The sequence below is a fragment of the Xanthobacter sp. BG11Y11_SDJG genome (genome assembly GCF_057364445.1).
Map to the genome: position 1 here is coordinate 20,568 of NZ_JBNFNU010000001.1, position 26,210 is coordinate 46,777.

Below are 26,210 nucleotides of genomic sequence, written 5' to 3' on the forward strand. Positions count from 1 at the left end.
GGGTTCGGCCCCCTCTCATTGTCGCCGGCCGATCGTCAGGGAGAACCGATCACTTCCCCCCGCCGGTGAGGCTGAGGGCCTGTCCGGCCCTCTCAGAGAAGCCCTTGGCGGTGGCAGTGAAAGCGTCGTTCCGATTGCAGCTATCGGGCTGTTCCTCCTGTCCGCCTGTCTCAAACCACGTCCATCTCGTCCTCGATAGGCAGAGGTCTGACCGAAGACCGGCGACGCGGGCGTCACCTCGATCTTGAACCCGCAACACGCCGCCTGCGGCTTTTCCCGCCGCCGGCCAGGGCCGGCTTTGCACCGCGAAGCGAAAAAGTCCTCGCCGGATGTTGCGGGCCGATCGTCCCCGGTCTGCCGACCCCCATCGAGGCCGCGATGGGCGCGGCCCGGTCAGCAGAAGGAACCACCGCAATGGCCACCATCGGCACTTTCACCGCCACCGCCAAGGGCTTCAAGGGCGCGGTCAAGACCCTGAGCCTCAACGTCAAGGCGGTCGAATTCGTCCCCGCCGAAGGCGACAACGAGAAGGGGCCGGACTTCCGCATCTTCTCCGGTGCCACCGAGTTCGGAGCGGCGTGGAAGAAGACCTCGCGCGAGGGCCGCGACTACCACTCCGTCAAGCTGGACGATCCGTCATTCCCGGCTCCGATCTATGCGAGCCTGGTCGAGACGGAGACTGAGGGTGAGTTCGCACTTATCTGGTCCCGCCGCGCCGCCGAGTGACACCGGCCGCCACAGGGGGAGCCCCGCGAAAGCGGGGCTTCGCCGTGTTCATGTCCGCCGCCGCCCGAAGGAGATACGGCGAGCCGTGCTCCCTTTGCCCTGATCGGCTGTAAAGCGTCCTAACGGCGCTTCTTCGCCGCCTCATACACCTCAGAACGCTCGCGCTTCCCCACGGCGACGACGACGACCATGACCCTTTCATCCTCGACGCGATAGACCAACCGATAACCGGCCGAGCGCAGCTTGATCTTGTAATGATCCGGCATGCCGCGCAGCGCGTCGGCCTGCACATGCGGTTGGCTCACGCGCTCCGCCAGCTTCTTCTTGAACTGCTCGCGCAGCGTCGCGCCGAGCTTGTCCCATTCCTTGCGCGCGGAGGGCAGGAATTCCAGCCTATAGGTCATCGAGGCTGACCGGCACGCCCTTCTCGTTCGCGCGCGCCTTGGCGATCTCGACGAGCACCTGATCGTCGAGCGCGTCCATCATCGCCTCATAGGTATCGGCCGGCACCATATAGGCCATGACCCGGTTGTGGTTGAGGATCGCGACCGCGCTGCCCCGCGCGCCGTCGACGATGGCAGTCGGGTTCTTCTTCAGGTCGGAAACGCTGACGGCAATTTCGGCTTCCACGCGCTGCATGGCCTCGTCCTCGAATAACGGCATCAAAATCAGGTCAGATTTCGATATTGAATTTCGATCTATATAGCCCATCTCCGCAACGATTGCGAGAGGCGGACGACCATCGGCCGGGGCTGACGAAGGTTCCCACAGCCAGAATCGAGTATGGCGAGCTGCGCTCCCTTTGTCCCGATCGGCCGCGGCCGGAGCCTTGCCGATCCTCGGGGGAGCCAAGGGGGACTTTCCCCTTGCTCCCCGCAAATGCCGCCTGTTGCGGAGCAGGGCCGCCGCCTCGCAAGGTGGTCATGACGGTCATCCTTCCCATCATCGGACCCACCTCGCTCGGCCTGGCAGTCCGGCTCCGCGCGCCGGCATGTGCCCCCTCCATTCCCGCGCGCTCTCGCGCCCCCGGAAGGCATGTCGGGGGACATGCCTTCGGCATCTACGGGAAAAGGAGCAACGACCATGAACATCATCGGCACCAGCCAGAATGGCCAGACTGTTGAAAGCGGCTTCCGCGTGGACATCTCACGTGGCGAGCGGATCGGCCGCGTGTCGTCGGAGTGGTTCTCGCGCCCCGACGACGAACGCTTCCTGTCGCTCACCGAGCTTTACGATGCCGTGAAGGCCCGCGCGGATCGCGCCAAGGCCCGCACCGTGGAGAGCCGCGCCGTACGCGTGGAGGCAAGCCGGGAGGATGCGGAGCGGCTTTCGCTGATCGTTCCCGGACAGGATGCGCCCATCGCCCCGACGCATTGGAGCTTCGGGCAGTTGTGCAGCCTTGTCGGCGCGCCCGCCACCTATATGCGCCAGCTTCCCGCGCCGCTCGCCGGCATCAACCTGCAGCACGGCTTGCTGTCGCACCGCGCCGAGCTTGTGAAGACGCTTGAGGCGGATGACGGCCGCATTGAGCTTCGCGCCGTGACCGGCCCCGACTATGGCCGCATCTGGGATCACGAGCTTGTCGCCGCCGTCATGAAGATCGCCGGCAACGGCACTGGCGACACCATGTGGAAGGTGCCCGGCGTGCTGGACTGGGCGACCATGACGCACAATCCCTTCGTGGACATCACGAAGGATACGACCACCCTCTATGCCAGCGACCGCGACGTGTTCCTGTTCCTCGTGGACGACACCCACCCCATCGAGGCAGGGCGCCTGCCGAACGGCGAGCCGGATTTGTATTTCCGGGGCTTCTACTGCTGGAACAGCGAAGTCGGATCGAAGACCCTCGGCATTGCGAGCTTCTATCTCCGCGCTGTGTGCATGAACCGCAACCTTTGGGGCGTGGAAGGTTTCGAGGAGATCAGCATCCGGCACAGCAAGTTCGCGGCCCAGCGCTTCGCCCATGAGGCGGCGCCCGCGCTGACGAGCTTTGCCAATTCCTCGCCCGCGCCATTCATCGCCGGGATCAAGGCGGCCCGGGAAAAGATCGTCGCCCGCACCGACGAGGAGCGCGAGAGCTTCATGCGCAAGCGCGGCTTCAGCAAGGCCGAGACCGGCAAGATCATCGAGACGGTCTTGCAGGAGGAAGGCCGCCCGCCAGAAAGCATCTTCGATTTCGTGCAGGGCATGACGGCGCACGCCCGCGCCAAGGCGCATCAGGATAGCCGGCTAGAACTGGAAGCGAAAGCAAAGACCCTGCTGGAGAAGGCCGCATAGCCGCAGATGCCGCGCGGCCTTCTATATCCGGAAATTTTCCGCCGATCCGTAAATCCGGGTCGGCGGCGCGGCCGCGGCTCGCCGGGCTCCGCCCGGCTCGCAAAGTCATAGCTGGTACGGCCTCAACTATCCGAACAAATACCGCCTGCAATCGCCCTCTCCCGACGATGCACGACACCTTAACTTTAGCCGCCTCATTTTGGGGGACACGGTGCGTGCTCTTGAAAATAGAAGCTTTCCGAAACACATGGAGAAAACATGCCCCACACGCAAGACTGGATGGCCAACGCCGCCTATCTCTACATCCTCTTTCTCGACCGTCCGGCCGTCGCCTGGGAGCACCTGCGGCGCAATCCCGGCTATCGGAATGACTGGCGCCGCTTTGGCACGAAGCGGCGTCCATCATTGAGCGCATATGCGCAGAATTGGGGGTTACGATTTCTTCGAGAACCCCAAACACGACGCGCGCGACGCGCTGCCGTTCTGGCGGCCTGATCCAGACATCGCCCTGCCGATCGTGCCGGACGAAGACCCGGAGGCTGGTACGCCGGTCTTCGACCTCTGGACCTTTCCCGGCCGCAAGGCGATCGGCCATGACGGCGGCCGCCTCGCGCTGAAGCTCACCCGGCGCGGCCGCTCCTGGCATATCCATATCGCTGGCGCGCTTGACGCCACCATGCCCTTCACCTTCGCGATCGCACCGGACGACCGGGCCGATGCCCGCTTGCGCGAGGCCAAGGAACTGCTGGCCGTGATCGCCACTCGCCCAGCCGGACTTGCCGGCCGGCGCGGCTCGCCCGAGCCGATCATCACCATGCAGTCCTTGCAGGCCCTCGACGGTCATCTCGCCGGAGCCAGCGAGCGCGAGATCGCCATCGCGATCTTCGGCGCACGCCTCGTAGAGGAGAAATGGCATGGTGACAGCGAGCTGCGCGCCAGGGTCCGCTATCTCGTCCACCGTGGCCGCGCCCTCATGAACGGCGGCTATCGCCGTTTCCTGTGGGGCGCGACCGCGCGTCGGGCCGGCGAGTATCCCATGCCCGCCGCCGCCCCGTGAGGGAGAAAGCCGACCGGCCAGGATTCTCCATACGCAGCAGGACAGGCTTTCCCCAAGCTGCCTCCCAACCGCTGGACCGGGCTTCGCTCGGCCAGCCTGAGACGGAGGCAGCTTCATGGATCGTCCCGAATCCAAACCGGCCAGCCGCTACCTCACCAATGAGGAAGCGGCCGCCTATCTCAAGCTCTCGCCGCACACGCTGAACAAGAAGCGCGTCATTGGCGGCGGACCAAAGTTCCGCAAGCTCGGCTCCCGCGTCGTCTACGCGATCGACGACCTCGAAACCTGGATCGAGGCGCGCGCTTGCAACACCACCTCAGATCCCCGCTACGCCCAAGCCCGCTGACGGCAACGCATGGCGGCGCGCAGACACATATCCGAGCGCGACCAGCTCGAACTGTTCCGATCGCGCCCCGGCGACATGGCGACCCGCGACTCGCAGGATCTCATGGCCTATCCCTTCTTCTCCCTCGCCAAGTCGAAGCGCGTCCAGCCGATTAAATTCGAGGCCGGCGACGTCCGCATCCATGTCGAGGCCCCGGCCGAATTCGGCCTGGCCACCATATGGGACGCCGACATCCTGATCTGGGCCGCTTCGCAGATCGTCGACGCTCGTGACCTCGGCCTGCGCACCTCGCGGCTGATGGCGACGACACCCTATGAAATCCTGACCTTTATCGGCCGCGGCACCTCCGTCCGCGACTATCAGCGCCTCAAGGCCGCGCTCGACCGCCTGCAAGCCACCACCGTCGCCACGTCGATCCGCCAGCCCTCCGAGAGCGCCGGCATCGCTTTTCCTGGATCAACGAATGGAAGGAAAGGCTCGACGCCAAAGGCCGACCGCTCGGCATCGAGCTGATCGTGCCGGACTGGTTCTACGAAGGCGTTCTCAACAACGCCCTGGTCCTGACGATCGACCGCAACTATTTCGATCTGTTCGGTGGCATCGAACGCTGGCTGTACCGGCTGGTGCGCAAGCATGGCGGCCGCCAGCCCGGCGGCTGGAGCTTCGATTTTCATCATCTCCATGCCAAGTCGGGCAGCCTCTCGCGCTTCTCGAACTTCGCCTGCGATTTGCGCGACATCGTGCGCCGCCAGCCCTTGCCTGGCTATCGGTTGCGCATCGACCGGCTCGACAACGGCCGCGAACTGCTCGTCTTCGCGCCGGCCACACCGCTTCTGTCCGCTCGTTCAAGGGAGGCTGTGGAAAGGCTGTGAATAGTCTCGTGCTATCGAAGGCATTCGGACTCGTGCTATCGGGGGCACGGCTATCGTGCTATCAAAGGCGCGAATGCGCGTTAAGCAATTGCGGCGCTTTGCAAAAATTATCCCCTAACTTCTCTAATATGGAATCTAACTCTCTTTATTTATCTGGCGACATTGTTGATAACTATGACCAATATAAACTGAGAAAAGACGATTATGTCTTAAGTTATACGAATAAGTACGCTTATGAACAATCCCATACGATCGTCGCGCTGCCTATCGCGCCAGCATGCCCCCAAGGGCGACCGATACCCGGACATGACGACCGTGCCAGCCTGGAGGGCGCGTCATGATCGTGGCGCTCCTCAACCAGAAGGGCGGCGTCGGCAAGACGACGCTCGCCACCCATCTCGCCGGTGAGCTGGCGGCCGCTGGCGCGCGTGTCGCCGTCGTCGACGCCGATCCGCAAGGCTCGGCGCTTGACTGGTCGCAGCGGCGCGCGGAAAGCGGCCTGCCGCGCCTGTTCGGCGTTCTCGGGCTCCCCCGCGAGACGCTGCATGCGGAAGTTCCTGACATCGCCCGCGGCGCTGATCACGTTGTCATCGACGGCCCGCCACGCGTAACCGCGCTGGCGCGTTCCTCGATCCTCGCCGCCGACCTGGTGCTGATCCCGGTCCAGCCGTCGCCCTATGACGTCTGGGCGAGTGCCGAGATCGTAGCGCTCATCGGCGAGGCGCGGCTGTTCAAGCCGCAGCTCCGCGCCGCCTTCGTCGTCAACCGCCGCATCGTCGGCACCATCATCGGCCGCGACGTGCGCGCCGCGTTGCCGGAGGGCTTGCCCGCGCTCACCGCCGACATTGGCCAGCGCGTCGTCTTCGCCGAGAGCGTCGCCACTGGCCGTCTGGCCAGCGAGCTGGAGCCCGGCGGCGCGGCCGCACAGGAGATCACCGCACTCGCTGCCGAGATCATGGGAGGCAGCTCATGAGCGGCAAGCGCGTCACCTTCGGCGCGAAACCCGCCGCACCCACAGTCGATGCCTGGGTGCAGCAGGGCAACGGCGTCGAGGTGGCCGTTCAGGCAACACCGCCGACTTCGGCAGCGAAGGCCGAGATCTACACCGCGCGCCTTACCATCGACGTGACGCCGGAACTGCGCGGCCGCGTCAAGGTCGCCGCCTTCAGGCAAGGCGTCACGGTCGCCGAGATGATCCGCGCGCTGCTCGAGACGCGCTTTCCTGAGGGCGGAGCAGACGCATGACCACGCGCCGCTACACTTGCGTCCTGGCCGTCTTTGAGCGCGACCGCATCAATGTCCGGCTGCGCTTCGGCAAGCCGGTGTGCGAGCGTCAGATCGATCGTCGCAGACGCCTCGCGATGTTCACTCCGGGCAGCACATTCGCGCTATTGCGCTGGGAGGCGAACGCTTATGGCACGACCCTCTCCCATCTCGCCATCATGCGCGCGGTTGCGCCGGGTGAAACGTGCTGCATGTGGCCTTATGTGCGTCCCGGCGCGAAAATACTGCTCTTCGTCGCCGGATGGGGTCAGGTCGAGCGCGCCTTGAAGGCGGTCGACACCGTCGAAGCCCTCGGCGTGGCTCCCTCTGACGCCGCGCCGGAATATTGGCAGCAGGTCCACAACAGGCTCTGGGTGCATGAGACACCACGCACCTATTCGCAAGAACAGCATGACGCCTGGCTCCGTCGCCGGGAGCTGCTGTCATGACGGCACGTGGCCTCTTCTTGATGATGACAGCCAGCGGTGTGCTGCTGATCGCAGCACCCGTCTGGTCGGGGCACGCGCCGCGCTTCATCTGGAATGCGTCGGCAAGTGTGCCGGTCGGCCTCTATCGCGTCGAGCCGGCAGACCGGATCGCGGTCACGGACCTTGCCATTGTCATGCCGCCGGAACCGCTCGCCGGTTTCCTCGATGCCCGCGGCTATCTTCCGCGCGGCGTGCCGCTCTTGAAGCGCGTGCTCGCGCTCGCAGGCCAAACCGTCTGCCGTGAGGGCTTCGACATTATCGCTTACGGCTGGCGCTACGGGGCGGCTCGTGAGCGTGACAGTCGTGGCCGACCACTGCCTGTCTGGCAGGGCTGCCGCGTCGTCCCGAGCGACGCCGCTTTCCTCATGAACTGGGATGCGCCGGACTCATTCGACAGTCGGTATTTTGGCCCGCTTCCCCTCTCTTCCATCGTCGGTCGCGCGGTTCCGATCTGGACCAACGACGGCGACATTGATCCGGCTTCAGAGCCGGTTCCCGACGAGCCATAGGCGGCTCGTGTCCGACCCCAGAAGGAGTGTGCCATGCCGCAGATCGGGACTTTCAAGAAGACGAAGGACGGCTTCACCGGCCGTATCCGGACGCTGACGCTCGACGCCGAGCTGGTCATCAGGTCGGCTGAAAATGCGGACGCCGAAAATGCGCCGCACTATCGCATCTTCACCACCGACGATATCGAAACCGGTGCTGGTTGGAAGCGCACCGGCGAGAGAGCCGGAGACTACCTGTCGCTCGCCATAGACGATCCGTCCTTCACCCAGCCGCTCCGCGCTCACCTGTTCCAGTCGGAAATCGACAACGCGACTTGGAACCTGCTCTGGACACGCCCATCGAAGCGTGATGAGCGGACCTGATGTCATGTGTGGGTCGCGCGAACTGGGATTGACCCTTATCCCTCTGATCGATGGGAAACGGGATCATCCCTCCGACCCGATCGCTGGCCAGACAGCCACCGCGCGCAGTGAAGGTCAGGGGCGGTCGCTTTGCGGCCGGCAACGCCTCGCCCTTGACCGGAGCGAGGACGGTGGCAGGCTGTCGGCGCTCGGACAAGGAGCATGGTGCAAAACGTCGTCGCGCTCGCCTCTACGGCGCGTCATGCAAGCGATCATCACCTGTACGCTGATGATGATTTCCGGCGCCGTGGCCCGAGCGGAACCTGCGTCCTCACCGCCGCCTGGGAAAGCGCCCACGAACCATCAACTATCGGCCGATCCGTGGGCTGCACAGATCGCCGAAGTGGCACAACGTTTCGACATTCCGGAGCAGTGGATACGCTCCGTCATGGGTGTCGAAAGTGACGGCGAAACCCGCGTGGTGTCAGCGAAAGGTGCGATCGGCCTGATGCAGATCATGCCCGCCACCTGGGAGGCGATGCGCAGCCGATACGGGCTCGGCGACGATCCCTTCGATCCGTATGACAATATCACCGCTGGTGCTGCCTATCTGCGCGAGATGTACGATCGCTACGGGGCGCCGGGATTCCTCGCCGCTTACAATGCGGGGCCAGCGCGCTATGAGGAACACAAACTCCTCGGTGTGCCGCTTCCTGATGAGACGCGTGCTTATCTCGACAAGCTCGCATCGATCATCGGCAGCCCGACTCCGAGCCTCTTCGCGGGTTCGGAGACGCACACAAACCGCGGTCCGGAAGCACCACTGTTCGCGGTCGACGCGCGCAAGAAATCTACCGTCGGTGCACTCCCCTCTCGACCATCTGCTGGCGCGCTCTTTGTGACCGTCAAGCCACGCGTCGAATACGTCGAACCAAACGACAGCGACAGCTCCGACGTGCAGCAGAAGTGATCCCATAGCCACGATGAAGCACGGATTCGGAGCGCTGAAGGCGCAGGGCAAGATAAAAGGGGACGGCACGCGCCTGTCCCGAAGTTCTTGTCTGCACGTCGGTTGGGGCGGCACGCGGCGGATGAGCCCGCGTGCCTATAGAATCATCAAGCCATTGTTTATGCGTGAGCTTTCGCGTGCTTCATCGCATGGGCTTGTACAGGATTGGCAGGATCGCCGTCATGCCAGATCGTGACGACAACCGCTTCCGGCCAAGGGCCTCGCCACCAAAATCGCGTGGTCGAGCAAGGACGCCTAAGTTCACCGCACGCGTTCTTAAGGCCGTTTCCCATTCCGGTTCGACAAGCGGCCGGTCGTTCAGTTCCGGGCGGGTGCGTTCCGGCGCCCGTCTCGGCCGCGGCCACGTCGCCGCGAAGTTCGCTGGTCAGACCCTGCGCGGCAGTTCTCGCCGCGTGGTCATCAAGACCCGCTTGGTCAAGTTGGAGAAGGCCGGTACGCGCTCGACCATCACCCATCTGCGCTATATCGAGCGCGACGGCGTGACCAAGGATGGCAGCAAGGCCCACGCCTATGGACCCGGCACGGACAAGGCCGATACCACCGCTTTCGAACAGTGCGGCCGCGAGGACCGACATCAGTTCCGTTTCATTGTCTCGCCGGAAGATGCGGCCGATCTTGGCGATCTGAAAGCCTTCACTCGCGATCTCATGGGCCGCATGGAAGCCGATCTAGGAACCAAGCTCGATTGGGTGGCGGTCGATCACTGGAACACCGACAATCCTCACACTCATATCGTGCTGCGCGGTCGCCAGGACGACGGATCGGATCTGGTCATCGCCCGCGATTACATCGCCGACGGCATGCGCAACCGTGCCCGCGAACTGGCAACCGAATGGCTCGGTCCCCGCACTGAGATGGAAATCCACAACTCCATGTTGCGCGAGGTCGAGCAGGAGCGCTGGACCGCCATCGACCGAATGATCCAGCATGAGGCGGAGGCGGGTGTCATCGACCTGCTTAGCGAACCCGCCGACGCCCACGCTCGCTTCCGACGCACGGTGATGATCGGTCGGCTCCAGCGGCTCGTCGAGATGGGCCTTGCCGACCGCACTGGCGGTTGCATCTGGGCGCTGCACGACGACGCCGAAACCGCGTTGCGTGGCATGGGCGAGCGCGGCGACATCATCCGTACCATGCAGCGCGTCATGTCCGGCGAGAAGCGTGAGCTGGTCGTGCTTGACGCGATGTCATCACAAACGCCCGTCATCGGTCGCATCGTCGACAAGGGACTGGCTGACGAACTCTATGATCGAGCCTATCTCGTTGTCGACGGGATCGATGGCCGGGCACACTATGTTCCGCTTTCGGTGAGCGCCGATCTCGAAGCCCTTCCGATCGGCGGTATCGTCGAGACGCGCGCGGTAGTGGAACGCGGGGCGGATAGGACCATCGCCAGCCTCGCTGTTGACGGCGTCTACCGCGCCGAACACCATCTTGCGGTGGAGCGCGCCGAAGCCAAGCCAGGATACGATCCGGAGAGCTTCGTCGCCGCACACGTCCGTCGACTCGAAGCCCTTCGCCGGGTCGGGATCGTCGACCGTACGGAAGACGGCGTCTGGCGCGTGCCGGCCGACCTCGCCGAGCGCGGTAAAGCTCATGATGCCCGCGGCCTTGGTGGTGTCGATGTCGAGCTTCGATCACATCTGCCGCTTGATCGACAGACGCGCGCGATTGGTGCGACTTGGCTCGATCGGCAGCGCTTTGGCGACACCTCCGCACTCGCGCAGACCGGATTCGGCGCCAGCGTTCGAGAGGCCATGCGCGAGCGGGAGAACTTCCTCGTCGATCAGGGCCTGGCCGAGCGGCGTGGGCAGCGTGTGTTGCTCGTCCGGAATCTGCTCGCCACGCTGCGCGATCGGGAAGTCGAAACCGCTTCCAGAAAGATCGTCGAGGAAACCGGCCTGCATCATCGTGCCGTGCGCGACGGAGAACACGTCAGTGGCATCTATCGCCGCTCCGTCATGCTCGCCAGTGGTCGCTTTGCCATGCTGGACGACGGCGTGGGATTCAGCCTCGTGCCGTGGCGTCCGGTGCTGCAAAAGCGCCTTGGCCAGACGGTCGCTGGGGTTGTTCGTGGCAATAGCGTCTCGTGGGAATTCGGGCGGCACAAGGGTCTGGGAATTTGACGTCAACCTTGACGCCGAGCCACGCGACGACCATCTTCGACGTGGGCTTGCCACCTTCGACCTATCGCCGGGTCAAACGGCCTAAATATTGATCTTCATGCCACCTCTCATCGATCCTTGCGGATTGGGCTGGCTGCGTAATCGGCGAACTGCTCGAGCCCGCAACCGAGGACTTGATGATGAGATTGGAAATCACCGCAAACGATGTCGAGGACATGAAGGCAGAGCTGCGTGCAACTCTGCCGGAGGTGAAATCGTCGCATAGGATCGAGGCTCTTGCTCGGGGCCTCGGGTGGAACACCAATGCCGCCATGAGGGCGAGCCTCGCGAATGGCTCAGCCGAGGTTTCCACCAACGAAGGAGCCTTCCTGGGCTATCTCCAAGAGCACGGTTTCGATTCCGAACCTGGACGGATCGCACGCACTTTGGCCAAGGTCGGCATTCGACGTGCGATGGCGCTGGAACCGCTCCTCACTCAATTCGGCTACAATGTTTATCGCGGCCGTTCAAAGACCCCTGAGGAGCGCCGGGCCGAGTTCATGGCAGACCGAGCGTCAATGCTGGGCGATCACGCCGCCGATGAGTTCATCCAAGCATCCCGTTTTCTATCGCAATTCAGCAAACGTAAGACGATCAACCGCAAATCTTCTAGTTATGGTCTGAAACATCAGGCTGAGCGTTTCGGGGATTCGCGGCATTCGCGTGGTTATGTCGCGAATGGAATGCTGATCGCAGCCGCCTTAACCCTTGGTTTCAAGGTCCAGCAGATCGATCCCGATTCTCCAAATGCGTGGTTCAACATCAGCTCCAAGATGACGAACGACGGGGCAAAGCTGGCGTTGGCTGCCTAACCAAGCGGGGAATTGAGAACAGCTCAACTTTATCGTCATTGGCGCTTTCAATTCTTACCGAAAATGCCAATGACATCGATCGGAAGCGCGGGACCGTGATCGATCGCATGAGCCAATGCGAAGTCGGGAATGTCGACATGGCTTCTAAGCTAAGCGGAGTATATACCCGCTTGCATCACCCATTTTGGCGCGTTGCACAAATCGTTATCGGGGTAGACGCCTTCCGCGTATACTAAAAGTAGAATGCAGGTACTGTATTGCGCGGCTGTATGCTGCTTGTCTCTGACGCGTCTTGGTGCCCAAGATATTTCTGGCGCTTTACGTGACTCATTGCCGCAATACCAAATTGCCATCAGTAGTAATAAATAGTAAGGAGTAATGTCGGATCGTACTTAGATCATAGTTGCCGCTGTTACGCGCAAGAATGGTCTTTGACTTAACCCCTTCAAGCAACAAGCCTTATGCCTTGTCGGTCGTTCGCACGGCCGAAAACTGCGGCTGTTGCAGGAGCGGGAATGACACCGACGAAGGTGTTGATCGGTCAGATGCTGGTGGTGTTCGGCATCGCGCTTGCCGGCACCTGGGCCGCCACGCAGTGGGTGGCCTTTGAGCTTGGCTTCCAGCGACGCCTTGGAGAACCCTGGTTCTTAATCGATAACTTACCAATTTACTACCCTTGGCGGTTGTTCGAGTGGTGGTATGTTTATGATGCTTATGCTCCGGACATTTTCCAAACGGGGGGTACGGTCGCTGGAGGCAGCGGCGTCATTGCCGCTCTGTCCGCCATCATCGGTTCCGTCTGGCGAGCCCGGCAATCGAAGCTCGTCACCACCTATGGTTCCGCCCGCTGGGCCGATAAGACGGACATCGCGGCGGCGGGCCTGACGAAGCCGGCCGGCGTCTTTCTCGGGCTCATGGCCAGCACCTATCTGCGCCATGCCGGCCCCGAACACATCATGGCGTTTGCACCGACGAGAAGCGGCAAGGGCGTTGGGCTCGTTGTGCCAACGCTGCTGTCATGGCCGTACTCTGCCGTGATCCATGACATCAAGGGGGAAAACTGGACGCTGACCGCCGGCTGGCGCGCGCAGTTCTCCCATTGCCTCCTGTTCAACCCGACCGACCCGAGGAGCGCCGCCTATAATCCTCTCTTGGAAGTCCGCAGAGGCGTCCATGAGGTCCGCGACGTCCAGAACATTGCGGACATATTGGTGGATCCCGAAGGCGCGTTGGAGCGGCGCAATCACTGGGAAAAGACCAGCCATTCGCTTCTAGTCGGCGCGATCTTGCATGTCCTCTACGCCGAAGAGGACAAAACGCTCCGCGGTGTGGCCAACTTTCTCTCCGATCCGGCCCACCCCTTCGAGAAAGCCTTGTGGTCCATGATGACCACGGCGCATCTCGGGGCGCTTGGCCCGCATCCCGTCGTGGCCAGCGCCGCGCGCGAGGTATTGAACAAGAGCGAGAACGAGCGCTCCGGTGTGCTCTCGACCGCCATGTCGTTCCTCGGCCTCTATCGCGATCCGACGGTCGCGACCGTCACATCGCGCTGCGATTGGCGCATCGCCGACTTGATCGCCGCCGATCATCCGGTCTCGCTTTATCTGGTCGTGCCGCCTTCGGACATTTCGCGCACCAAACCGCTCATTCGCTTGATCCTCAACCAGATCGGCCGCCGGCTGACAGAAAGCCTCGACGGCTCGGACGGCATCGCCCGCAAGCACAAGCTGCTTCTCATGCTCGACGAGTTTCCGGCGCTCGGCCGGCTGGACTTCTTCGAGAGCGCCTTGGCCTTCATGGCCGGCTATGGCCTGCGCTCCTTCCTCATCGCGCAGAGCCTCAATCAAATAGAAAAGGCCTACGGCCCGAACAATTCCATCCTCGACAACTGCCACGTTCGAATCGCCTTCGCGACCAACGACGAACGCACAGCCAAGCGCATTTCGGACGCGCTCGGCACGGCGACGGAACTTCGCGCCCAGCGCAACTATGCCGGCCATCGCCTGTCACCCTGGCTGGGGCACCTAATGGTATCTCGGCAAGAGACGGCCCGCCCGCTCCTGACACCCGGCGAGGTCATGCAGCTTCCCGACACTCAAGAAGTCATCATGGTCTCCGGCCATCCACCGGCCAAGGCCACCAAGATCCGATATTTCACCGACAGCAATTTCACTTCGCGCGTGCTGCCAGCACCGGTTCTCTCAGACGATGGATATGCTGATCGGCCGGCTGCGCGAACGGACGATTGGACCGGCCTTCCGCGGTCGAAATCTTCTATCCTCGCTTCTACGGGCGCACAGGCATCCGCCGTGCCCGTAGAAGGCGGACATCAGCTCGTCCCGGAGTTCGACAAAGCCGAAGTCATACGTCTGCCTGATGGTCGCGATGACGATCTGTCCGTCCTCGACGATGAGACAGATAACCCCGTCACACGCGACGGTAAGCTTCCCAAACCGGACCGGCAGTTCCGGCGCGTGGCGCGTCTGGCCTCGCTCGATCCCGATGACGGGATCGCGCTATGAGCAAAACCCGTCTCAACATCTTCATCGAGCCCGACCATGCCAAGCGGCTGCGTCAGCTTGCAGCCCTCAAAGGTGAAACGAAATCAGCGATCGTCGCGGCTGCGCTCTCTTCCTATCTTTCTCCCGATGGTGCCGACCGGCGAGAGGCGGCGCTGGCCTCACGCCTCGACCGACTGTCGAACCAGTTCGGCCGGCTGGAACGCGACCAGACCATCCTGATCGAGACCCTGGCGCTATTCATCCGCTACACGTTGTCGGTTTCAGCTCCTCTTCCGGAGGCGCATCAGAAGGCGGCTCGCGCGCAGGGGCGCCTACGCTTCAACCAATTCGTCGACCAACTCGGCCGCCACCTGCAGCGTGGCGGCAGCCTCGTTCGGCAGGTCCATGAAGAGATCTTCCCTGATGAAGGTTGCTTCTTCGGCCAGGCCGACGACAACGAGGATCAGGGGTCCGCTGGATCGGAAGACCACGATGCCGAGGCGGCGCCACATGATGGATAGGCCGCGCTCCCCGTCCCGGATCGTCAGCGATCGTCAGGTCCGCATGCTGCGCAGTGCCATGGGGCCGGCGATCATCGCCGCGCTCGACGATCCGGACGTCGTGGAAGTCATGCTCAATCCCGACGGAAAGCTTTGGATCGACAGGCTCGGCTCGGGCCGCGAGCCCACGGGCGCCATCCTCTCCCCGGAGGATGCCGCCGCATCATCAAGGTTGTGGCGAACCATGTCGGCCTGGAGGTCAACCGCGAGCATCCGATTCTCTCCGCCGAGTTGCCGGAAACGGGTGAAAGGTTCGAAGGCGTCCTGCCACCCATCGCCGTCGCACCGATCTTCGCCATCCGCAAGCGCGCCGCCGGCGTCATACCGCTGGCCCGATATGTCACCAACGGCATCTTGACCGAGGTGCAGGCAGAGTTTCTGAGGAGCTCTGTCCTCGACCGACGGAACATCATCATTGCCGGTGGAACGTCGACGGGAAAGACCACCCTCGCCAACGCCCTGCTCCAAGAGATCGCGGCCACTGGCGATCGCGTTCTGGTGCTCGAAGACACGATCGAGCTGCAATGTGTAGCCGACGATCATGTGGCTCTCCGGACAAAGGCTAATACCGTCTCCACCGCCGATCTGGTGCGTTCCACCTTGCGGCTTCGCCCGGATCGCATCGTTGTTGGCGAGGTGCGCGGCGCTGAAGCGTTGGACCTCCTGAAGGCGTGGGGAACCGGGCACCCCGGCGGCATCGCGACATTGCATGCAGGCTCTGCGCGGGGAGCACTCACCCGGCTGGAGCAGCTCATACAAGAAGTCGTCGTCACCGTGCCGCGCGCGCTGATCGCGGAGGCCGTGGACATCATCGTCTTCATCGCCGGGCGCGGTAGCAAACGCCGCGTCGAGGACATCATCCGCGTCATGGGCCTCGACGGCGATGCCTACGCAATAGAGCACTTCACAGGAGATTAGGGATGCCGCCCATCACGTCCGTATTCATGCTTTTCCTGAATGCTGGAACAAACCAGAAACGTAAATCCGCAAGTGCGGATTCGAGCGTTTCCGTAAATCCGGAGACACCCATTTCAGCAAATCCGCTTTCGAGCGTTGCAGGAAAGTTTCGAAACCGGATCTCCGGAACGGCGGCTTTGCTGATGTCCGCCTTTCTGGTTTCCCCAGCTTACGCCGCTGGTTCGTCCATGCCATGGGAAGCGCCCCTGCAATCCATCCTTGAATCGATCGAGGGGCCGGTTGCCAAGATCATCGCCGTGATCATCATCATCGTGACCGGGCTCACCTTGGCGTTCGGTGATGCCGGCGGCGGTTTCCGCAAGCTGGTCCAGATCGTCTTCGGCCTCTCCATCGCCTTCGCCGCCAGTTCCTTCTTCCTCAGCTTCTTCAGCTTTGGCGGCGGAGCGCTGGTCTAATGGCGGTCCATGCCGACGGCTTCGAAGTGCCGCTGCACCGCTCACTGACGGAGCCCGTCCTGCTGGGCGGCGCCCCGCGATCGGTGGCGATCCTCAACGGGACACTCGCCGCCGCCATCGGCATCGGCCTGCATCTGTGGATTGGCGGCATCGTGCTCTGGATGGCGGGCCATGCGCTCGCCGTCTGGGGGGCGAAGGCCGATCCCCAGTTCATGGAGGTCTTCGCCCGCCACCTGAAGCACCGCGCGTTTCTGGAGGCGTGAGTTCATGATGAACCTTGCCGAATATCGCACGCACCCCGCGAGCCTCGCGGATTATCTGCCTTGGGCCGGGCTCGTCGCATCGGGCGTCGTGCTCAACAAGGACGGTGCGTTCCAACGCACCGCACAGTTTCGTGGCCCCGACCTCGACAGCGCAACGGAAAGCGAGCTGGTGGCGACCACTGCCCGGCTCAACAACGCGCTGAAGCGCCTCGGCTCCGGCTGGGCGCTGTTCGTCGAAGCTGAACGGCGCATCGCCGCCGGATATCCCATCTCGGAATTTCCCGACGCGGTGTCGTGGCTCGTAGAGGAAGAGCGGCGCGCGGCGTTCGAGGAAGCAGGCACACATTTCGAGAGCGCCTACTACATCACGCTCGCCTTCCTGCCGCCGTCCGAAAGCAAGGCCCGCGCCGGCCAGCTCCTCTACGAGAGCACCGAGCGGCGCACCGTGAATTGGCGCGACCATCTCGCAGCCTTCATTTCCGAGACCGACCGCTTTCTCTCCTTGCTCGACGGCGTCATGCCGGAGATCCGCTGGTTCTCCGATGAGGAAACGCTGACTTACCTTCACGCTTGCATCTCCACGCAGCGGCACCCTGTCGCCGTTCCCCAGGTGCCGTTCCATCTCGACGCGCTGTTGCCTGACTGCGATTTCACCGGTGGACTAGCGCCGATGCTGGGGGACCAGCATATGCGCGTGCTGACCATTCGCGGCTTTCCGCCCTCGACCTGGCCCGGCGTCCTTGACGACCTCAACCGTCTCGGCTTCGCCTATCGTTGGTCGACCCGTTTCCTGTCGCTCGACAAGGCGGAAGCCGAACGCGAGCTGACCAAGGTGCGGCGGCAATGGTTCGCGAAACGCAAGGGTATCGTCACGCTGCTGCGCGAAACGATCTTCCAGCAGGAAGTTTCGCTAGTCGATTCAGACGCCGCCAACAAATCCGCTGATGCGGACGAAGCATTGCAGGAGCTGGGCTCAGATGCCGTGGCCTATGGCTATGTCACGGCCACCGTTACGGTCATGGACAAAAGTCCGGATCTCGCTGACGAGAAGCTGAAGGCCGTCGAGCGGATCATCCAGGGGCGTGGCTTCGTCACCATTCCGGAGACGCTGAACGCGACGGAGGCATGGCTGTCCTCGATCCCTGGACATGCCTACGCCAATGTTCGCCAGCCGCTGATCTCGACTCTGAACCTCTCACACATGATGCCGGTCTCGGCGGTTTGGGCAGGCCCCGAGAAGAATGGCCATCTCGATGCTCCGCCGCTGATCGTCACCCGCACGGCCGGCGGCACGCCGTTCCGGCTCGTCACTCATGTCGACGATGTCGGCCACACTTTGATCGTGGGCCCTACCGGTGCCGGCAAATCCGTGCTGCTGGCAATGCTGGCGCTCCAATTCCGCCGCTATGCCGGCTCTCGCATCTTCATCTTCGACAAGGGTGGCTCGGCCCGCGCCACCATCTTGGGCCTCGGCGGCGAGTATTACGATCTCGGATCCTCCGACGCCATTGCCTTTCAGCCGCTCGCCCGCATTGAGGATGACGACAGCCGCTCGTGGGCGGCCGATTGGATCGCCGGCTTGCTCGGGCATGAACACGTCGAAATCGTGCCCGATGTGAAGGACGCCGTCTGGTCGGCACTGACCAGCCTTGCATCCGCCCCACGTGAGGAGCGAACGCTCACCGGCTTTTCCACGCTGTTGCAATCGAACCGGCTCCGCCAGGCGCTGCAACCCTACACCCTGTCGGGGCCACATGGCCGGCTGCTGGACGCCGATGCCGATCGGCTTGGCTTCGGCGACGTGCAGGGCTTCGAAATGGAGGAACTGATGCACACGGCGAGCGCCGTGACGCCGGTCCTCACCTATCTTTTTCATCGTCTCGATGAGCGTTTCGACGGATCGCCCACGCTGCTCGTGCTCGATGAGGCTTGGGTGTTTCTCGACGATCCCATCTTCGCTGCGCGCATCCGTGAATGGTTGAAGGTGCTGCGCAAGAAGAACGTCGCCGTCGTTTTCGCCACCCAGTCGCTTGCCGACATCCAGCGTTCTGCCATCGCGCCAGCCATCGTCGAGAGCTGCCCGAGCCGGATCTTCCTGCCGTCGCCGCAGGCGAGCGAACCGCAGCTCCGCACGATCTATGAAGGATTTGGCCTCAACAGCCGCCAGATCGATATCATCACGCGGGCTCAGCCGAAGCGGGATTACTACTACCAATCCCGTCTCGGCAATCGGCTGTTCGACCTCGATCTCGGACCTGTGGCGTTCGCCTTCGCCGGTGCCAGCCGCCCCGAGGATCATCGCCAGATGGACGATGTCCTCGTGTCCCATGGGCGCGATGCCTTTGCCGCAGCATGGCTCGACGTGCGCGGGCTCGATTGGGCAGCCGACCTCATCCGCCAATTCCCGCTTCCGCAAAATCAGGAGACCGCATCATGAGGACACCACTTTGCCTTGCCGGTGCCTGCGCGCTCGGCATCGCTCTCGCGCCGCCGGTCGCGGCGCAGATCGTTTTCGATCCGAACAACTACAGCCAGAATGTGCTGTCGGCGGTTCGAGCCCTGGACCAGGTCAACAACCAGATCAAGAGCCTGCAAAACGAAGCTCAGTCGCTCCTCAATCAAACAAAGAACCTGACGAGCCTCGATTTCTCCGCACTAAACGATCTGAAACAGTCCGTCGCCAAGACGGAGCGCCTTATCAGCGAGGCCGAGGGCTTGAGCTTCGACATATCGGCGATGGAACGGCAATTCCAGCAGCTCTACCCGAAGGAATACGCGGCGTCCGCATCGAGCGATCAGATCCTCGCCGATGTGCGAAAGCGCTGGGAGCAGTCTCGATCCGCTCTGGAAACGGCCATGAAGATGCAGGCGCAGGTCTCCGAAAACCTCGCCTCCGACGAGGCTACTCTCGGCGATCTCGTCACTCGCAGCCAGTCGGCAACGGGGAATCTCGACGCGACGCAGGCGACCAACCAGCTCCTTGCCCTTCAGGCTAAGCAAGCGATCGACGCCTCCCGGCTCAAGCTCTCTCAGGACCGCGCCGTCGCCGCGGAACAGGCCCGTGCCGTCGCGGAGGAGGAGCGGGCGCGTGAGGTTCGCCGCCGATTCATGGGTGATGGCAGCAGCTATACGCCGGCACCCGTCCGGTTGTTCCGCGATTGAGGGACCCGCCATGCTCAGACAAATCATCCGTCTCGCTGTCGTGGCCGCGGTTGCCACCGGCGCCGGACTTCTCGTCCAATCGGCGCGGGCGGCCGACACGGTGGACAGCCTCGCCGCCGATCCGCAACGGCTCCGTGAGGTGCAAAAGCTTTGCAAGGACGACTGGGTTGGGACAGGCGACGAGCTGTGCACCATGGCCAGCAAAGCGCAGCGGCGCCGCTTCATGGGTTCAGGCAGAACGCCGTACACGCCACATCCGGTCGATCTATTCCCGTCACTGAAGAAGAGCGGAACTCCGGAGAAAACCGACCCTATCGCGCCGGACGCGGAGTGATTGTCCATGGACGATCTCTCCGTCATCGACCGCTTCACCGACACCTTCTCGCAGTATATCGACAGCGGGTTTGGCCTGCTTCACGGTGAGATCACTTACCTTTCGGCGACGCTCATCGCCATCGATATAACGCTCGCCGGCCTGTTCTGGGCCTTCGGAGCCGGCAATGACGAGATTCTGGCGAAGCTCATCAAGAAGGTCCTCTATGTCGGTGCCTTCGCCTACATCATTACAAACTTCAATTCGCTGGCCGGCATCATCTTCAGATCTTTCGCCGGGCTCGGCCTGACCGCCTCTGGCTCCGGCCTGTCCCAGGACGATTTCCTGCGTCCCGGTAAGCTCGCCTCTGTCGGCATGGACGCCGGCCGGCCGATCCTCGCGCAGATAGGCGACTTGTCCGGCTTCACCTCCGTCTTCTCCAACATCGACACCATCGCCGTCCTGTTCCTCGCCTGGCTCGTGGTCATCGTCAGCTTCTTCGTGCTCGCGGTGCAGCTCTTTGTGACGTTGCTGGAGTTCAAGCTGACCACGTTGGCCGGCTTCGTGCTGGTGCCCTTCGCATTTTGGAACAAGACGGCTTTCCTGGCCGAACGCGTGCTCGGCAATGTCGTGTCGTCCGGGATCAAGATCCTGGTCCTTGCCGTTATCGTTGGCATCGGCAACGGCCTCTTCGCGGAATTTCGTGCCTCGGCGGGAACAGAGCCGTCCATCGATCACGCGCTGGCGATCATGCTGGCGTCGCTCGCCATGCTTGGGCTGGGCATCTTCGGCCCGTCGATCGCGACGGGTCTCGTCTCCGGCGCCCCGCAGCTCGGCGCGGGTGCAGTCGCTGGCACCGCGCTCGCCGCCGGCGGCATGGCGGTCGCGGCAGGCGCCGGAGCTGTCGGCGCGGCACGGCTCGGCGGGGCCGCTATAGGTTCCGGCGTCAAGGCGGCATCCACCATGTCGGGCGGCGCGCGTGCCGCCTTCGAGCTTGGTGCGGCGACGTCCGGTGCATCGGGCATGGGAGAGGTCGGAGCTGGTCTTGCCAGCGTGGCGCAAGCGGGTGGTGGCGCCGTCATGCAGGCGGGCCGCAGTGTCGTGTCACGCGTCGCGGGCACGGTCGGCGCCCGTGCTTCCGCCGGCGCCCATAGCGCTTGGACGGCTACCGGCGGCAAGCCCATGGGAGCGATGGGTGGGGCTGGGAACGATGCGTCGTTCGCCGGTGCCGGCGGTGCTCCCGCATGGGCCAATCGCGTGAGACATGGACCGCGCAACTCGCGCGTCTCCCACGGAGCAACCACTGCGGCTCACGCCCTTCGCTTGGGGGATCATGGCGGCTCGGGAGCCAACCCATCCCTGCGACAGGAGGATTGAACAATGCGCTTCAAACGCGCTGGCGTGCGCTATTCGCAAACGTCGGAACCCGCCACGCCCTATCAGGCCGCCGGCCAGTTGTGGGATGAACGCCTAGGCTCCGCCCGCGTTCAAGCACGCAATTGGCGGCTCATGTCCTTCGGCTGCCTGACACTTGCCGTGGGCATGGCTGGCGGTCTGCTGTGGCAGGCTGGCCGCTCCACCGTCACGCCCTATGTGGTCGAGGTCGATCAGCTCGGTCAAGTCAAGACCGTTGGCCCGGCCGTGGAAGCTTATCGGCCGACCGACGCCCAGATTGCCTACGCGCTCGCCCGGTTCATACAGAATGTGCGCGCACTGCCCACCGATCCCATCGTGGTGCGGCAGAACTGGCTCGAGGCTTACGACTTCACCACCGATCGCGGCAGCGCCGGGTTGAATGACTATGCGCGCGCCAACGATCCGTTCGGCAAGGTCGGCAAAATGTCGGTCGCCGTCGAGGTCACCAGCGTCGTGCGCGCATCGGACAGCTCCTTCCAGATCCGCTGGATCGAGCGGCGCTATGAGAACAATCAGCTTGCCGGCACGGATCGCTGGACCGGCATCCTCACCATCATCATGCAACCACCGCGCACCGAGGACCGGCTGCGTAAGAATCCTCTCGGCATTTTCGTCAACGGCATCAACTGGAGCCGTGAACTCGGCGCCGGCGGGTCGTGAAGGAGAAAAGGATCATGACCCGCATGCTGCCATTCCGCATTCTCCTCCTCTCGTCCGTCACGTTGCTGGCGGGTTGCGCCGGGAAAACACCGCCGCCGGAAATCTCCCTGGATGAACCCTACGAGGCGAGCCGGATCGTCGAGCCGGCTGGTCCCGTCGAGATAGTCGAGCTGCCGAAGCCATTGCCACTGCCCGGCCAGTTAAAGCCGATGCCAGTCAAGGGCGGAACAGTTGAACCTGCCGATCCGAAGCTACGCGTCACGACGGCCAATGATGCGGCCCGCGTGCAACCGACCCGCACCGGCTATGTCAATGCAACGCAGGTCTGGCCCTACATGGCTGGCGCGCTCTATCAGATTTATGCGGCGCCTGAAAAAGTAACGGACATCGCCCTGCAGAGCGGCGAAGAGCTGATCTCCGTCTCGGCCGGCGACACCGTGCGATGGGTGATCGGCGACACGACCAGCGGTGGGGGCGGAAGCCAGCAGACCCACATCCTGGTGAAACCCACGCGGCCGGATCTGAAGACCAATCTGGTGGTCAACACCAACCGCCGGACCTACCTCCTCGAACTCACATCGACGCCCCAGACCTGGATGGCATCGGTTTCCTGGGACTATCCACACGACCGTCTTCTCGCGCTGCAACGTCAGAATGATCGTGCGGGGACTGCCACGCCGGTCGCAAATGCCGTCGCGCTCGAGCGAGTCCAGTTCCGCTATGAGATCACAGGCGACAATCCATCGTGGCGGCCGACCCGCGTCTTCGATGACGGTGAGAAGGTCTATATCCAGTTTCCCGCCGGTATCGCCCAGGGCGAGTTGCCGCCGCTGTTCGTTGTCGGCCCCACTGGGGAGAACCAGCTCGTCAACTACCGCGCAAAGCCGCCTTATTACATCGTCGATCGCCTGTTCGGTGCGGCGGAGCTTCGTCTCGGCGGCGAGAAGCAGCAGATCGTGCGTATCTCGCGCACCGATGGCAACCGGCTGGGGATCTTCGGGCTATGACCGTGCCACCCAAATCCCCGCCACCCGATCTCGCCATTCGCGCCAAGCCGCGTCCCGTGACCCGTCTCAATCGCTGGACCTTGATGGTGCTCGCCGGCGCCGTCTCTACCGCAGTGCTTGGCGCGATGATTTGGGCGTTGCAAAGCCGGGACAGATCAGCCCGGACCGATGAGGAGCTCTACAACACCGATCGCGTCAACCCGGCGGAGGGGCTGCAAACGTTACCGCGCGACTATACGCAGGTTCAACCACCGAAGCTCGGTGCCCCCTTGCCCGGTGAGCTCGGTGGGCCAGTCGTGCGCACCGAACGGGAGGCGGGCATTCCGCCCATGCCCGAGCGGCCGAGTTTCAGGGCTGATCCGGAAGAGGATGCCAAACGCGCGGCGCGCCTTCGTGCCCAGCAGGAAGCGGAAGCCGCAGCGAAAGCAGCCGTGTTCTTTCAGACGACACGCCCGAAGCAGGAGGTATCGGCAACCGCGGCCGCCTCGCCGGAGCCAAACCGGCTCGATCTCACCGCCATACGCGCTACCGGTGCGGAATCTACCGTTGCTCCGCCCGTCGATGAAATGACCACGCAGAATATGCAGGATCGCAAGCAGGCGTTCGCAAGCCGCGAAGCCGACCAGAAGATTTACGGATCTGGAACTCTCCAAACGCCACGCTCGCCCTATCAGGTAATGGCCGGCACCATCATTCCGGCCGCCTTGGTGACGGGGATCAATTCCGATCTGCCGGGCCAGATCATCGGTACCGTCACCGAGAATGTCTACGACACGGCTACGGGCAGGCATCTCTTGATCCCCCAGGGCACCCGCCTGATGGGCCAGTACGATTCCGGCGTCACCTTCGGCCAGAGCCGTGTGCTCCTGGTCTGGAATCGCCTCATCATGCCGGACGGCTCCTCCATCGTGCTGGATCGTCTCTCCGGCGTCGATACCGCCGGCTATTCGGGCCTTGAAGATGAGGTCGACAATCACTGGCTCCGCCTGATCGGAGGCGCGGTCCTCTCCTCGCTGCTCGGCATTGGCGCCGAACTGGCAGCCCCTCAAAATCAGGGAACGAACGGCGATCAGGTCATCATCGCGACCCGGGATGGTGCCCAGGACACCATCAACGATGTCGGCCAGCAGATCACACGGCGAAATCTCAATATCCAGCCGACCTTGAAGGTGCGGCCGGGCTTTCCGGTCCGCGTCATCGTCAATAAGGATCTCGTCTTGCGACCCTATCGCGCCGCCCCGATGACGGCTGACATCAGGAGGGATGATTGACCAGAAAACTTAGCCTCGGACCGGTGCCGAAAGCTGAAACCGTCAAACTCACCATCACCATGACGGTGCAACTTCGAGCCGACCTCGATCGATATGCCGCTCTTCATTCCGAGCTTCACGGCACGGTTGTCGATGCTTTGACGTTGGCCCCACTCATGCTCGAAACCTTTATTGCTCGTGACAAGGGATTCCGTGCCGCGCGGCCTTGCCGTAGAGGCGCTTTAAATAATGGCCCGGGCTCGCTCGATGAAACGAGATAGTGGCTCGTTGAGTGTCCCCTCACGCACCATCAACCAAGTCTTCAGATCAGCGGGCGCATCGCTCAGGGGCCGGAGGGCAATGCCATCCACCTCGACCGCCTCGAGTTGAGCGGCGGTCGCTATTCCGATGCCATAGCCCGCAAGAACCAGCGTAACCAACATCGGAAGCGTCGTGGTGCGACTAACAATATTGGGGGTCGAGCTTGCGCTTCGAACGAACTGTTCGATCTGGGATTGTTGGCTAAGACCCGTGTCGGGTCTACTTAGAATGAGAGGCTCTTTAACAATCCCAGACAGTTTGATCCGCTTCTTTCCGGCCAGGGGATGACCACTCGGCATCAAAGCGATCGGCGGGTCTCGCCAGACTGCTTCGGACAAAATCCCCTTGCCGTATCCGCTCTCTGGCGTGAGCGCCGCATCAAGAAAGCCGCTTCGCAAGCCTTCGATATTCTGCGTCACTGACGCTTCATGGATATACACGACGACTTGTTGACTTTCCTGTTTTACTTCGTAAATCAGCCGTGCGAGGCGTGCTAGTGGTACACCGTCGCAAATGCCGATGTGCAAATGGCTGATTGTGTCTCCCGTCGTTGCTGCCGTGCGAACGTCTATGCGCGCTTCGTCGGCGGATGCGAGGAGCGCACGCGCATGGACGAGAAGACGTTCACCGGCCGGCGTTAGCTTCGTGGATCGCCGTGTACGCTCGAATAATACCACGCCAAGGCGCCGTTCGAGAGTCTTGATTGATCGAGACAATGGGGATTGCTCGATGCCGGCGCGTTGCGCGCCACGTGTAAAATGGAGCTCTTCTGCGACCGCCACGAAATGCCGAAGATGACGAAGCTCCATTCCCGCTCCCGTTGATATCAAAAGGTTAGCGTCCGAACCCATGAATTGTTTGGCGTTTTCAGCGACGTGCAATTCACTGCTTCGGAGAGGAAGTCGCGATGGATCGGGATCGTTTTGCCCGGCAAACGCGCAGTCTCACGCATTGAACCTCATTTTCAGAGAGACACGCGAAGCAAGCCGCGTGTCGATGACCGCCGGGTAGCCAGCGACATCGTTCATGTTGAAGTCCGGTGGCCGCTGGATTGACGGATTGCCCAACTACGAGCCGCGCAAAACGCTCTAAAACCGGTATATCCGGTGGGCCAACGAGGGGCGGGATCGATCTCTTCCATGCTCTTGCGAGCGCAGGCGGTCCTCAGGCCCAAGTGCTCATCTCGACCGTTCTGCTGTGAAAGCGCACTGCTCGGCCTCCGGCGGAAAGGGGGAGAGCCCAGTCAAGCAATCGGCCGCTCACGTGGCGGGCGCACGACCAAGATCCACACGCGGACCTCCCAACGCTGGAAGAACTGCTTTTCGCCGGCGCTCTACCGAGACCACAACGCAATCGACCGCATGTTCTGCCGCCTCCGGGAGTTCCGACGTGTCGCCATGCGATATGACCGCCTCGCCGCCAACTTCCTGACCGCGGTCTGCATCGCCGCGACTGTCAGTTACTGCTTATGAACCGGACCCTGGATCGACCTTA

General features: G+C 62.9%; 28 protein-coding genes and 4 pseudogenes. 29 read left to right on the forward strand and 3 right to left on the reverse strand.

Translation table 11 applies throughout. From position 1 onward, the window contains the following. The first annotated feature begins 414 nt into the window (after window positions 1-414). Entirely contained in the window at window positions 415-726 is a 312-nt protein-coding gene (locus AC2W7M_RS00090) for a DUF736 domain-containing protein (protein ID WP_183856684.1), read from the forward strand. A 119-nt stretch (window positions 727-845) separates the two neighbouring features. On the opposite strand, the gene AC2W7M_RS00095 is transcribed toward AC2W7M_RS00090, so the two are convergent. Next, entirely contained in the window at window positions 846-1,130 is a 285-nt protein-coding gene (locus tag AC2W7M_RS00095) for a type II toxin-antitoxin system RelE family toxin (protein ID WP_183856686.1), read from the reverse strand. Further along, window positions 1,120-1,365, reverse strand: coding sequence for a type II toxin-antitoxin system Phd/YefM family antitoxin (locus AC2W7M_RS00100; RefSeq protein ID WP_183856688.1), 246 nt, complete (start codon window positions 1,363-1,365; stop codon window positions 1,120-1,122). Before AC2W7M_RS00100 ends, AC2W7M_RS00095 begins: the two co-directional genes overlap by 11 nt. Before the next feature lie 444 nt (window positions 1,366-1,809). Between AC2W7M_RS00100 and AC2W7M_RS00105 the strand changes: the two genes are divergently transcribed. From AC2W7M_RS00105 to AC2W7M_RS00230, 26 genes and pseudogenes are all read left to right on the forward strand, one after another. Continuing rightward, window positions 1,810-3,006 carry a DUF932 domain-containing protein gene (locus tag AC2W7M_RS00105; RefSeq protein ID WP_183856690.1) on the forward strand — a complete coding sequence of 399 codons (1,197 nt, stop codon included), beginning with the start codon at window positions 1,810-1,812 and terminating at the stop codon, window positions 3,004-3,006. 279 nt (window positions 3,007-3,285) lie between these two features. After that, a complete protein-coding gene (locus tag AC2W7M_RS00110) occupies window positions 3,286-3,501 on the forward strand; it encodes a transcriptional regulator domain-containing protein (RefSeq protein WP_343061149.1) in 216 nt (71 codons plus the stop codon). After that, the gene (locus tag AC2W7M_RS00115; RefSeq protein WP_210308505.1) at window positions 3,422-4,063 is read left to right on the forward strand and encodes a DUF2285 domain-containing protein; all 642 of its coding nucleotides are present in this window, start codon (window positions 3,422-3,424) and stop codon (window positions 4,061-4,063) included. The genes AC2W7M_RS00110 and AC2W7M_RS00115 overlap by 80 nt, the downstream gene beginning before the upstream one ends. Before the next feature lie 115 nt (window positions 4,064-4,178). Beyond that, entirely contained in the window at window positions 4,179-4,409 is a 231-nt protein-coding gene (locus AC2W7M_RS00120) for a helix-turn-helix transcriptional regulator (protein WP_183856692.1), read from the forward strand. 9 nt (window positions 4,410-4,418) lie between these two features. Then, window positions 4,419-5,281, forward strand: a pseudogene (locus AC2W7M_RS00125) (replication initiator protein A). Window positions 5,282-5,618: 337 nt separating this feature from the next. Further along, window positions 5,619-6,254, forward strand: coding sequence for a ParA family partition ATPase (gene parA / locus AC2W7M_RS00130; protein ID WP_183856697.1), 636 nt, complete (start codon window positions 5,619-5,621; stop codon window positions 6,252-6,254). Then, window positions 6,251-6,526, forward strand: a complete 276-nt coding sequence (locus AC2W7M_RS00135) for a ribbon-helix-helix protein (protein WP_183856699.1) — start codon at window positions 6,251-6,253, stop codon at window positions 6,524-6,526. Before parA ends, AC2W7M_RS00135 begins: the two co-directional genes overlap by 4 nt. Then, window positions 6,523-6,993 (forward strand): DUF2840 domain-containing protein, encoded by a 471-nt coding sequence (locus AC2W7M_RS00140; protein ID WP_183856701.1) that lies wholly within the window; start codon window positions 6,523-6,525, stop codon window positions 6,991-6,993. Before AC2W7M_RS00135 ends, AC2W7M_RS00140 begins: the two co-directional genes overlap by 4 nt. Continuing rightward, complete coding sequence (locus AC2W7M_RS00145; protein ID WP_183856703.1) at window positions 6,990-7,541, forward strand: S26 family signal peptidase; 552 nt, start codon at window positions 6,990-6,992, stop codon at window positions 7,539-7,541. Before AC2W7M_RS00140 ends, AC2W7M_RS00145 begins: the two co-directional genes overlap by 4 nt. Window positions 7,542-7,574: 33 nt before the next feature. Then, window positions 7,575-7,904 (forward strand): DUF736 domain-containing protein, encoded by a 330-nt coding sequence (locus AC2W7M_RS00150; protein ID WP_110372405.1) that lies wholly within the window; start codon window positions 7,575-7,577, stop codon window positions 7,902-7,904. Between the two features lie 241 nt (window positions 7,905-8,145). Then, on the forward strand, window positions 8,146-8,853 hold the full coding sequence (locus AC2W7M_RS00155) for a lytic transglycosylase domain-containing protein (RefSeq protein ID WP_210308506.1): 708 nt from the start codon (window positions 8,146-8,148) through the stop codon (window positions 8,851-8,853). A 221-nt stretch (window positions 8,854-9,074) separates the two neighbouring features. Further along, entirely contained in the window at window positions 9,075-11,039 is a 1,965-nt protein-coding gene (locus AC2W7M_RS00160; RefSeq protein WP_281810200.1) for a relaxase/mobilization nuclease and DUF3363 domain-containing protein, read from the forward strand. A 176-nt stretch (window positions 11,040-11,215) separates the two neighbouring features. Continuing rightward, on the forward strand, window positions 11,216-11,890 hold the full coding sequence (locus AC2W7M_RS00165; RefSeq protein WP_183856707.1) for a hypothetical protein: 675 nt from the start codon (window positions 11,216-11,218) through the stop codon (window positions 11,888-11,890). A 515-nt stretch (window positions 11,891-12,405) separates the two neighbouring features. Beyond that, window positions 12,406-14,412, forward strand: coding sequence for a conjugal transfer protein TraG (locus AC2W7M_RS00170; RefSeq protein WP_183856709.1), 2,007 nt, complete (start codon window positions 12,406-12,408; stop codon window positions 14,410-14,412). Continuing rightward, window positions 14,409-14,912 carry an Ada family protein gene (locus tag AC2W7M_RS00175; protein ID WP_183856711.1) on the forward strand — a complete coding sequence of 168 codons (504 nt, stop codon included), beginning with the start codon at window positions 14,409-14,411 and terminating at the stop codon, window positions 14,910-14,912. Before AC2W7M_RS00170 ends, AC2W7M_RS00175 begins: the two co-directional genes overlap by 4 nt. 43 nt (window positions 14,913-14,955) lie before the next feature. Continuing rightward, window positions 14,956-15,869: pseudogene (trbB, locus tag AC2W7M_RS00180) on the forward strand (P-type conjugative transfer ATPase TrbB). Window positions 15,870-16,051: 182 nt separating this feature from the next. Then, on the forward strand, window positions 16,052-16,324 hold the full coding sequence (locus AC2W7M_RS00185) for a TrbC/VirB2 family type IV secretion system protein (protein WP_183856974.1): 273 nt from the start codon (window positions 16,052-16,054) through the stop codon (window positions 16,322-16,324). Beyond that, the gene (locus AC2W7M_RS00190) at window positions 16,324-16,587 is read left to right on the forward strand and encodes a VirB3 family type IV secretion system protein (RefSeq protein ID WP_110372410.1); all 264 of its coding nucleotides are present in this window, start codon (window positions 16,324-16,326) and stop codon (window positions 16,585-16,587) included. The genes AC2W7M_RS00185 and AC2W7M_RS00190 overlap by 1 nt, the downstream gene beginning before the upstream one ends. A gap of 4 nt (window positions 16,588-16,591) precedes the next feature. After that, window positions 16,592-19,024, forward strand: coding sequence for a conjugal transfer protein TrbE (gene trbE, locus AC2W7M_RS00195; protein ID WP_183856715.1), 2,433 nt, complete (start codon window positions 16,592-16,594; stop codon window positions 19,022-19,024). After that, a complete protein-coding gene (trbJ, locus tag AC2W7M_RS00200) occupies window positions 19,021-19,749 on the forward strand; it encodes a P-type conjugative transfer protein TrbJ (RefSeq protein WP_183856717.1) in 729 nt (242 codons plus the stop codon). The genes trbE and trbJ overlap by 4 nt, the downstream gene beginning before the upstream one ends. A gap of 10 nt (window positions 19,750-19,759) precedes the next feature. Next, window positions 19,760-20,083, forward strand: coding sequence for an entry exclusion lipoprotein TrbK (locus AC2W7M_RS00205; protein ID WP_183856719.1), 324 nt, complete (start codon window positions 19,760-19,762; stop codon window positions 20,081-20,083). 6 nt (window positions 20,084-20,089) lie between these two features. Further along, window positions 20,090-21,439 (forward strand): P-type conjugative transfer protein TrbL, encoded by a 1,350-nt coding sequence (gene trbL, locus AC2W7M_RS00210; RefSeq protein WP_486129313.1) that lies wholly within the window; start codon window positions 20,090-20,092, stop codon window positions 21,437-21,439. A gap of 3 nt (window positions 21,440-21,442) precedes the next feature. Next, on the forward strand, window positions 21,443-22,138 hold the full coding sequence (gene trbF / locus AC2W7M_RS00215) for a conjugal transfer protein TrbF (protein WP_183856723.1): 696 nt from the start codon (window positions 21,443-21,445) through the stop codon (window positions 22,136-22,138). 14 nt (window positions 22,139-22,152) lie between these two features. Continuing rightward, complete coding sequence (gene trbG / locus AC2W7M_RS00220; RefSeq protein WP_210308507.1) at window positions 22,153-23,145, forward strand: P-type conjugative transfer protein TrbG; 993 nt, start codon at window positions 22,153-22,155, stop codon at window positions 23,143-23,145. Beyond that, window positions 23,142-24,416, forward strand: a complete 1,275-nt coding sequence (locus AC2W7M_RS00225; RefSeq protein WP_183856725.1) for a TraB/TrbI/VirB10 family type IV secretion system protein — start codon at window positions 23,142-23,144, stop codon at window positions 24,414-24,416. The genes trbG and AC2W7M_RS00225 overlap by 4 nt, the downstream gene beginning before the upstream one ends. Further along, complete coding sequence (locus tag AC2W7M_RS00230) at window positions 24,413-24,676, forward strand: DUF2274 domain-containing protein (RefSeq protein WP_183856727.1); 264 nt, start codon at window positions 24,413-24,415, stop codon at window positions 24,674-24,676. The genes AC2W7M_RS00225 and AC2W7M_RS00230 overlap by 4 nt, the downstream gene beginning before the upstream one ends. Here the strand turns inward: AC2W7M_RS00230 and AC2W7M_RS00235 are convergent. After that, window positions 24,638-25,525, reverse strand: coding sequence for a LysR substrate-binding domain-containing protein (locus AC2W7M_RS00235; RefSeq protein ID WP_183856729.1), 888 nt, complete (start codon window positions 25,523-25,525; stop codon window positions 24,638-24,640). The genes AC2W7M_RS00230 and AC2W7M_RS00235 overlap by 39 nt on opposite strands. Window positions 25,526-25,627: 102 nt before the next feature. On the opposite strand from AC2W7M_RS00235, the pseudogene AC2W7M_RS00240 reads away from it, so the two are divergent. Both AC2W7M_RS00240 and AC2W7M_RS00245 read left to right on the forward strand, forming a co-directional pair. Further along, window positions 25,628-26,005: pseudogene (locus AC2W7M_RS00240) on the forward strand (transposase); the annotation flags it as partial. A 12-nt stretch (window positions 26,006-26,017) separates the two neighbouring features. Next, window positions 26,018-26,188: pseudogene (locus AC2W7M_RS00245) on the forward strand (transposase); the annotation flags it as partial. Between the last annotated feature and the right edge of the window lie 22 nt (window positions 26,189-26,210).

Excerpts from the sequence above, each read along its gene's own strand:
- AC2W7M_RS00090 (WP_183856684.1), top strand. The coding sequence starts at position 415 with ATGGCCACCATCGGCACTTTCACCGCCACCGCCAAGGGCTTCAAGGGC.
- AC2W7M_RS00095 (WP_183856686.1), bottom strand. The coding sequence starts at position 1,130 with ATGACCTATAGGCTGGAATTCCTGCCCTCCGCGCGCAAGGAATGGGAC.
- AC2W7M_RS00100 (WP_183856688.1), bottom strand. The coding sequence starts at position 1,365 with ATGCAGCGCGTGGAAGCCGAAATTGCCGTCAGCGTTTCCGACCTGAAG.
- AC2W7M_RS00105 (WP_183856690.1), top strand. The coding sequence starts at position 1,810 with ATGAACATCATCGGCACCAGCCAGAATGGCCAGACTGTTGAAAGCGGC.
- AC2W7M_RS00110 (WP_343061149.1), top strand. The coding sequence starts at position 3,286 with ATGGCCAACGCCGCCTATCTCTACATCCTCTTTCTCGACCGTCCGGCC.
- AC2W7M_RS00115 (WP_210308505.1), top strand. The coding sequence starts at position 3,422 with ATGCGCAGAATTGGGGGTTACGATTTCTTCGAGAACCCCAAACACGAC.
- AC2W7M_RS00120 (WP_183856692.1), top strand. The coding sequence starts at position 4,179 with ATGGATCGTCCCGAATCCAAACCGGCCAGCCGCTACCTCACCAATGAG.
- parA (WP_183856697.1), top strand. The coding sequence starts at position 5,619 with ATGATCGTGGCGCTCCTCAACCAGAAGGGCGGCGTCGGCAAGACGACG.
- AC2W7M_RS00135 (WP_183856699.1), top strand. The coding sequence starts at position 6,251 with ATGAGCGGCAAGCGCGTCACCTTCGGCGCGAAACCCGCCGCACCCACA.
- AC2W7M_RS00140 (WP_183856701.1), top strand. The coding sequence starts at position 6,523 with ATGACCACGCGCCGCTACACTTGCGTCCTGGCCGTCTTTGAGCGCGAC.
- AC2W7M_RS00145 (WP_183856703.1), top strand. The coding sequence starts at position 6,990 with ATGACGGCACGTGGCCTCTTCTTGATGATGACAGCCAGCGGTGTGCTG.
- AC2W7M_RS00150 (WP_110372405.1), top strand. The coding sequence starts at position 7,575 with ATGCCGCAGATCGGGACTTTCAAGAAGACGAAGGACGGCTTCACCGGC.
- AC2W7M_RS00155 (WP_210308506.1), top strand. The coding sequence starts at position 8,146 with ATGCAAGCGATCATCACCTGTACGCTGATGATGATTTCCGGCGCCGTG.
- AC2W7M_RS00160 (WP_281810200.1), top strand. The coding sequence starts at position 9,075 with ATGCCAGATCGTGACGACAACCGCTTCCGGCCAAGGGCCTCGCCACCA.
- AC2W7M_RS00165 (WP_183856707.1), top strand. The coding sequence starts at position 11,216 with ATGATGAGATTGGAAATCACCGCAAACGATGTCGAGGACATGAAGGCA.
- AC2W7M_RS00170 (WP_183856709.1), top strand. The coding sequence starts at position 12,406 with ATGACACCGACGAAGGTGTTGATCGGTCAGATGCTGGTGGTGTTCGGC.
- AC2W7M_RS00175 (WP_183856711.1), top strand. The coding sequence starts at position 14,409 with ATGAGCAAAACCCGTCTCAACATCTTCATCGAGCCCGACCATGCCAAG.
- AC2W7M_RS00185 (WP_183856974.1), top strand. The coding sequence starts at position 16,052 with ATGTCCGCCTTTCTGGTTTCCCCAGCTTACGCCGCTGGTTCGTCCATG.
- AC2W7M_RS00190 (WP_110372410.1), top strand. The coding sequence starts at position 16,324 with ATGGCGGTCCATGCCGACGGCTTCGAAGTGCCGCTGCACCGCTCACTG.
- trbE (WP_183856715.1), top strand. The coding sequence starts at position 16,592 with ATGATGAACCTTGCCGAATATCGCACGCACCCCGCGAGCCTCGCGGAT.
- trbJ (WP_183856717.1), top strand. The coding sequence starts at position 19,021 with ATGAGGACACCACTTTGCCTTGCCGGTGCCTGCGCGCTCGGCATCGCT.
- AC2W7M_RS00205 (WP_183856719.1), top strand. The coding sequence starts at position 19,760 with ATGCTCAGACAAATCATCCGTCTCGCTGTCGTGGCCGCGGTTGCCACC.
- trbL (WP_486129313.1), top strand. The coding sequence starts at position 20,090 with ATGGACGATCTCTCCGTCATCGACCGCTTCACCGACACCTTCTCGCAG.
- trbF (WP_183856723.1), top strand. The coding sequence starts at position 21,443 with ATGCGCTTCAAACGCGCTGGCGTGCGCTATTCGCAAACGTCGGAACCC.
- trbG (WP_210308507.1), top strand. The coding sequence starts at position 22,153 with ATGACCCGCATGCTGCCATTCCGCATTCTCCTCCTCTCGTCCGTCACG.
- AC2W7M_RS00225 (WP_183856725.1), top strand. The coding sequence starts at position 23,142 with ATGACCGTGCCACCCAAATCCCCGCCACCCGATCTCGCCATTCGCGCC.
- AC2W7M_RS00235 (WP_183856729.1), bottom strand. The coding sequence starts at position 25,525 with ATGGAGCTTCGTCATCTTCGGCATTTCGTGGCGGTCGCAGAAGAGCTC.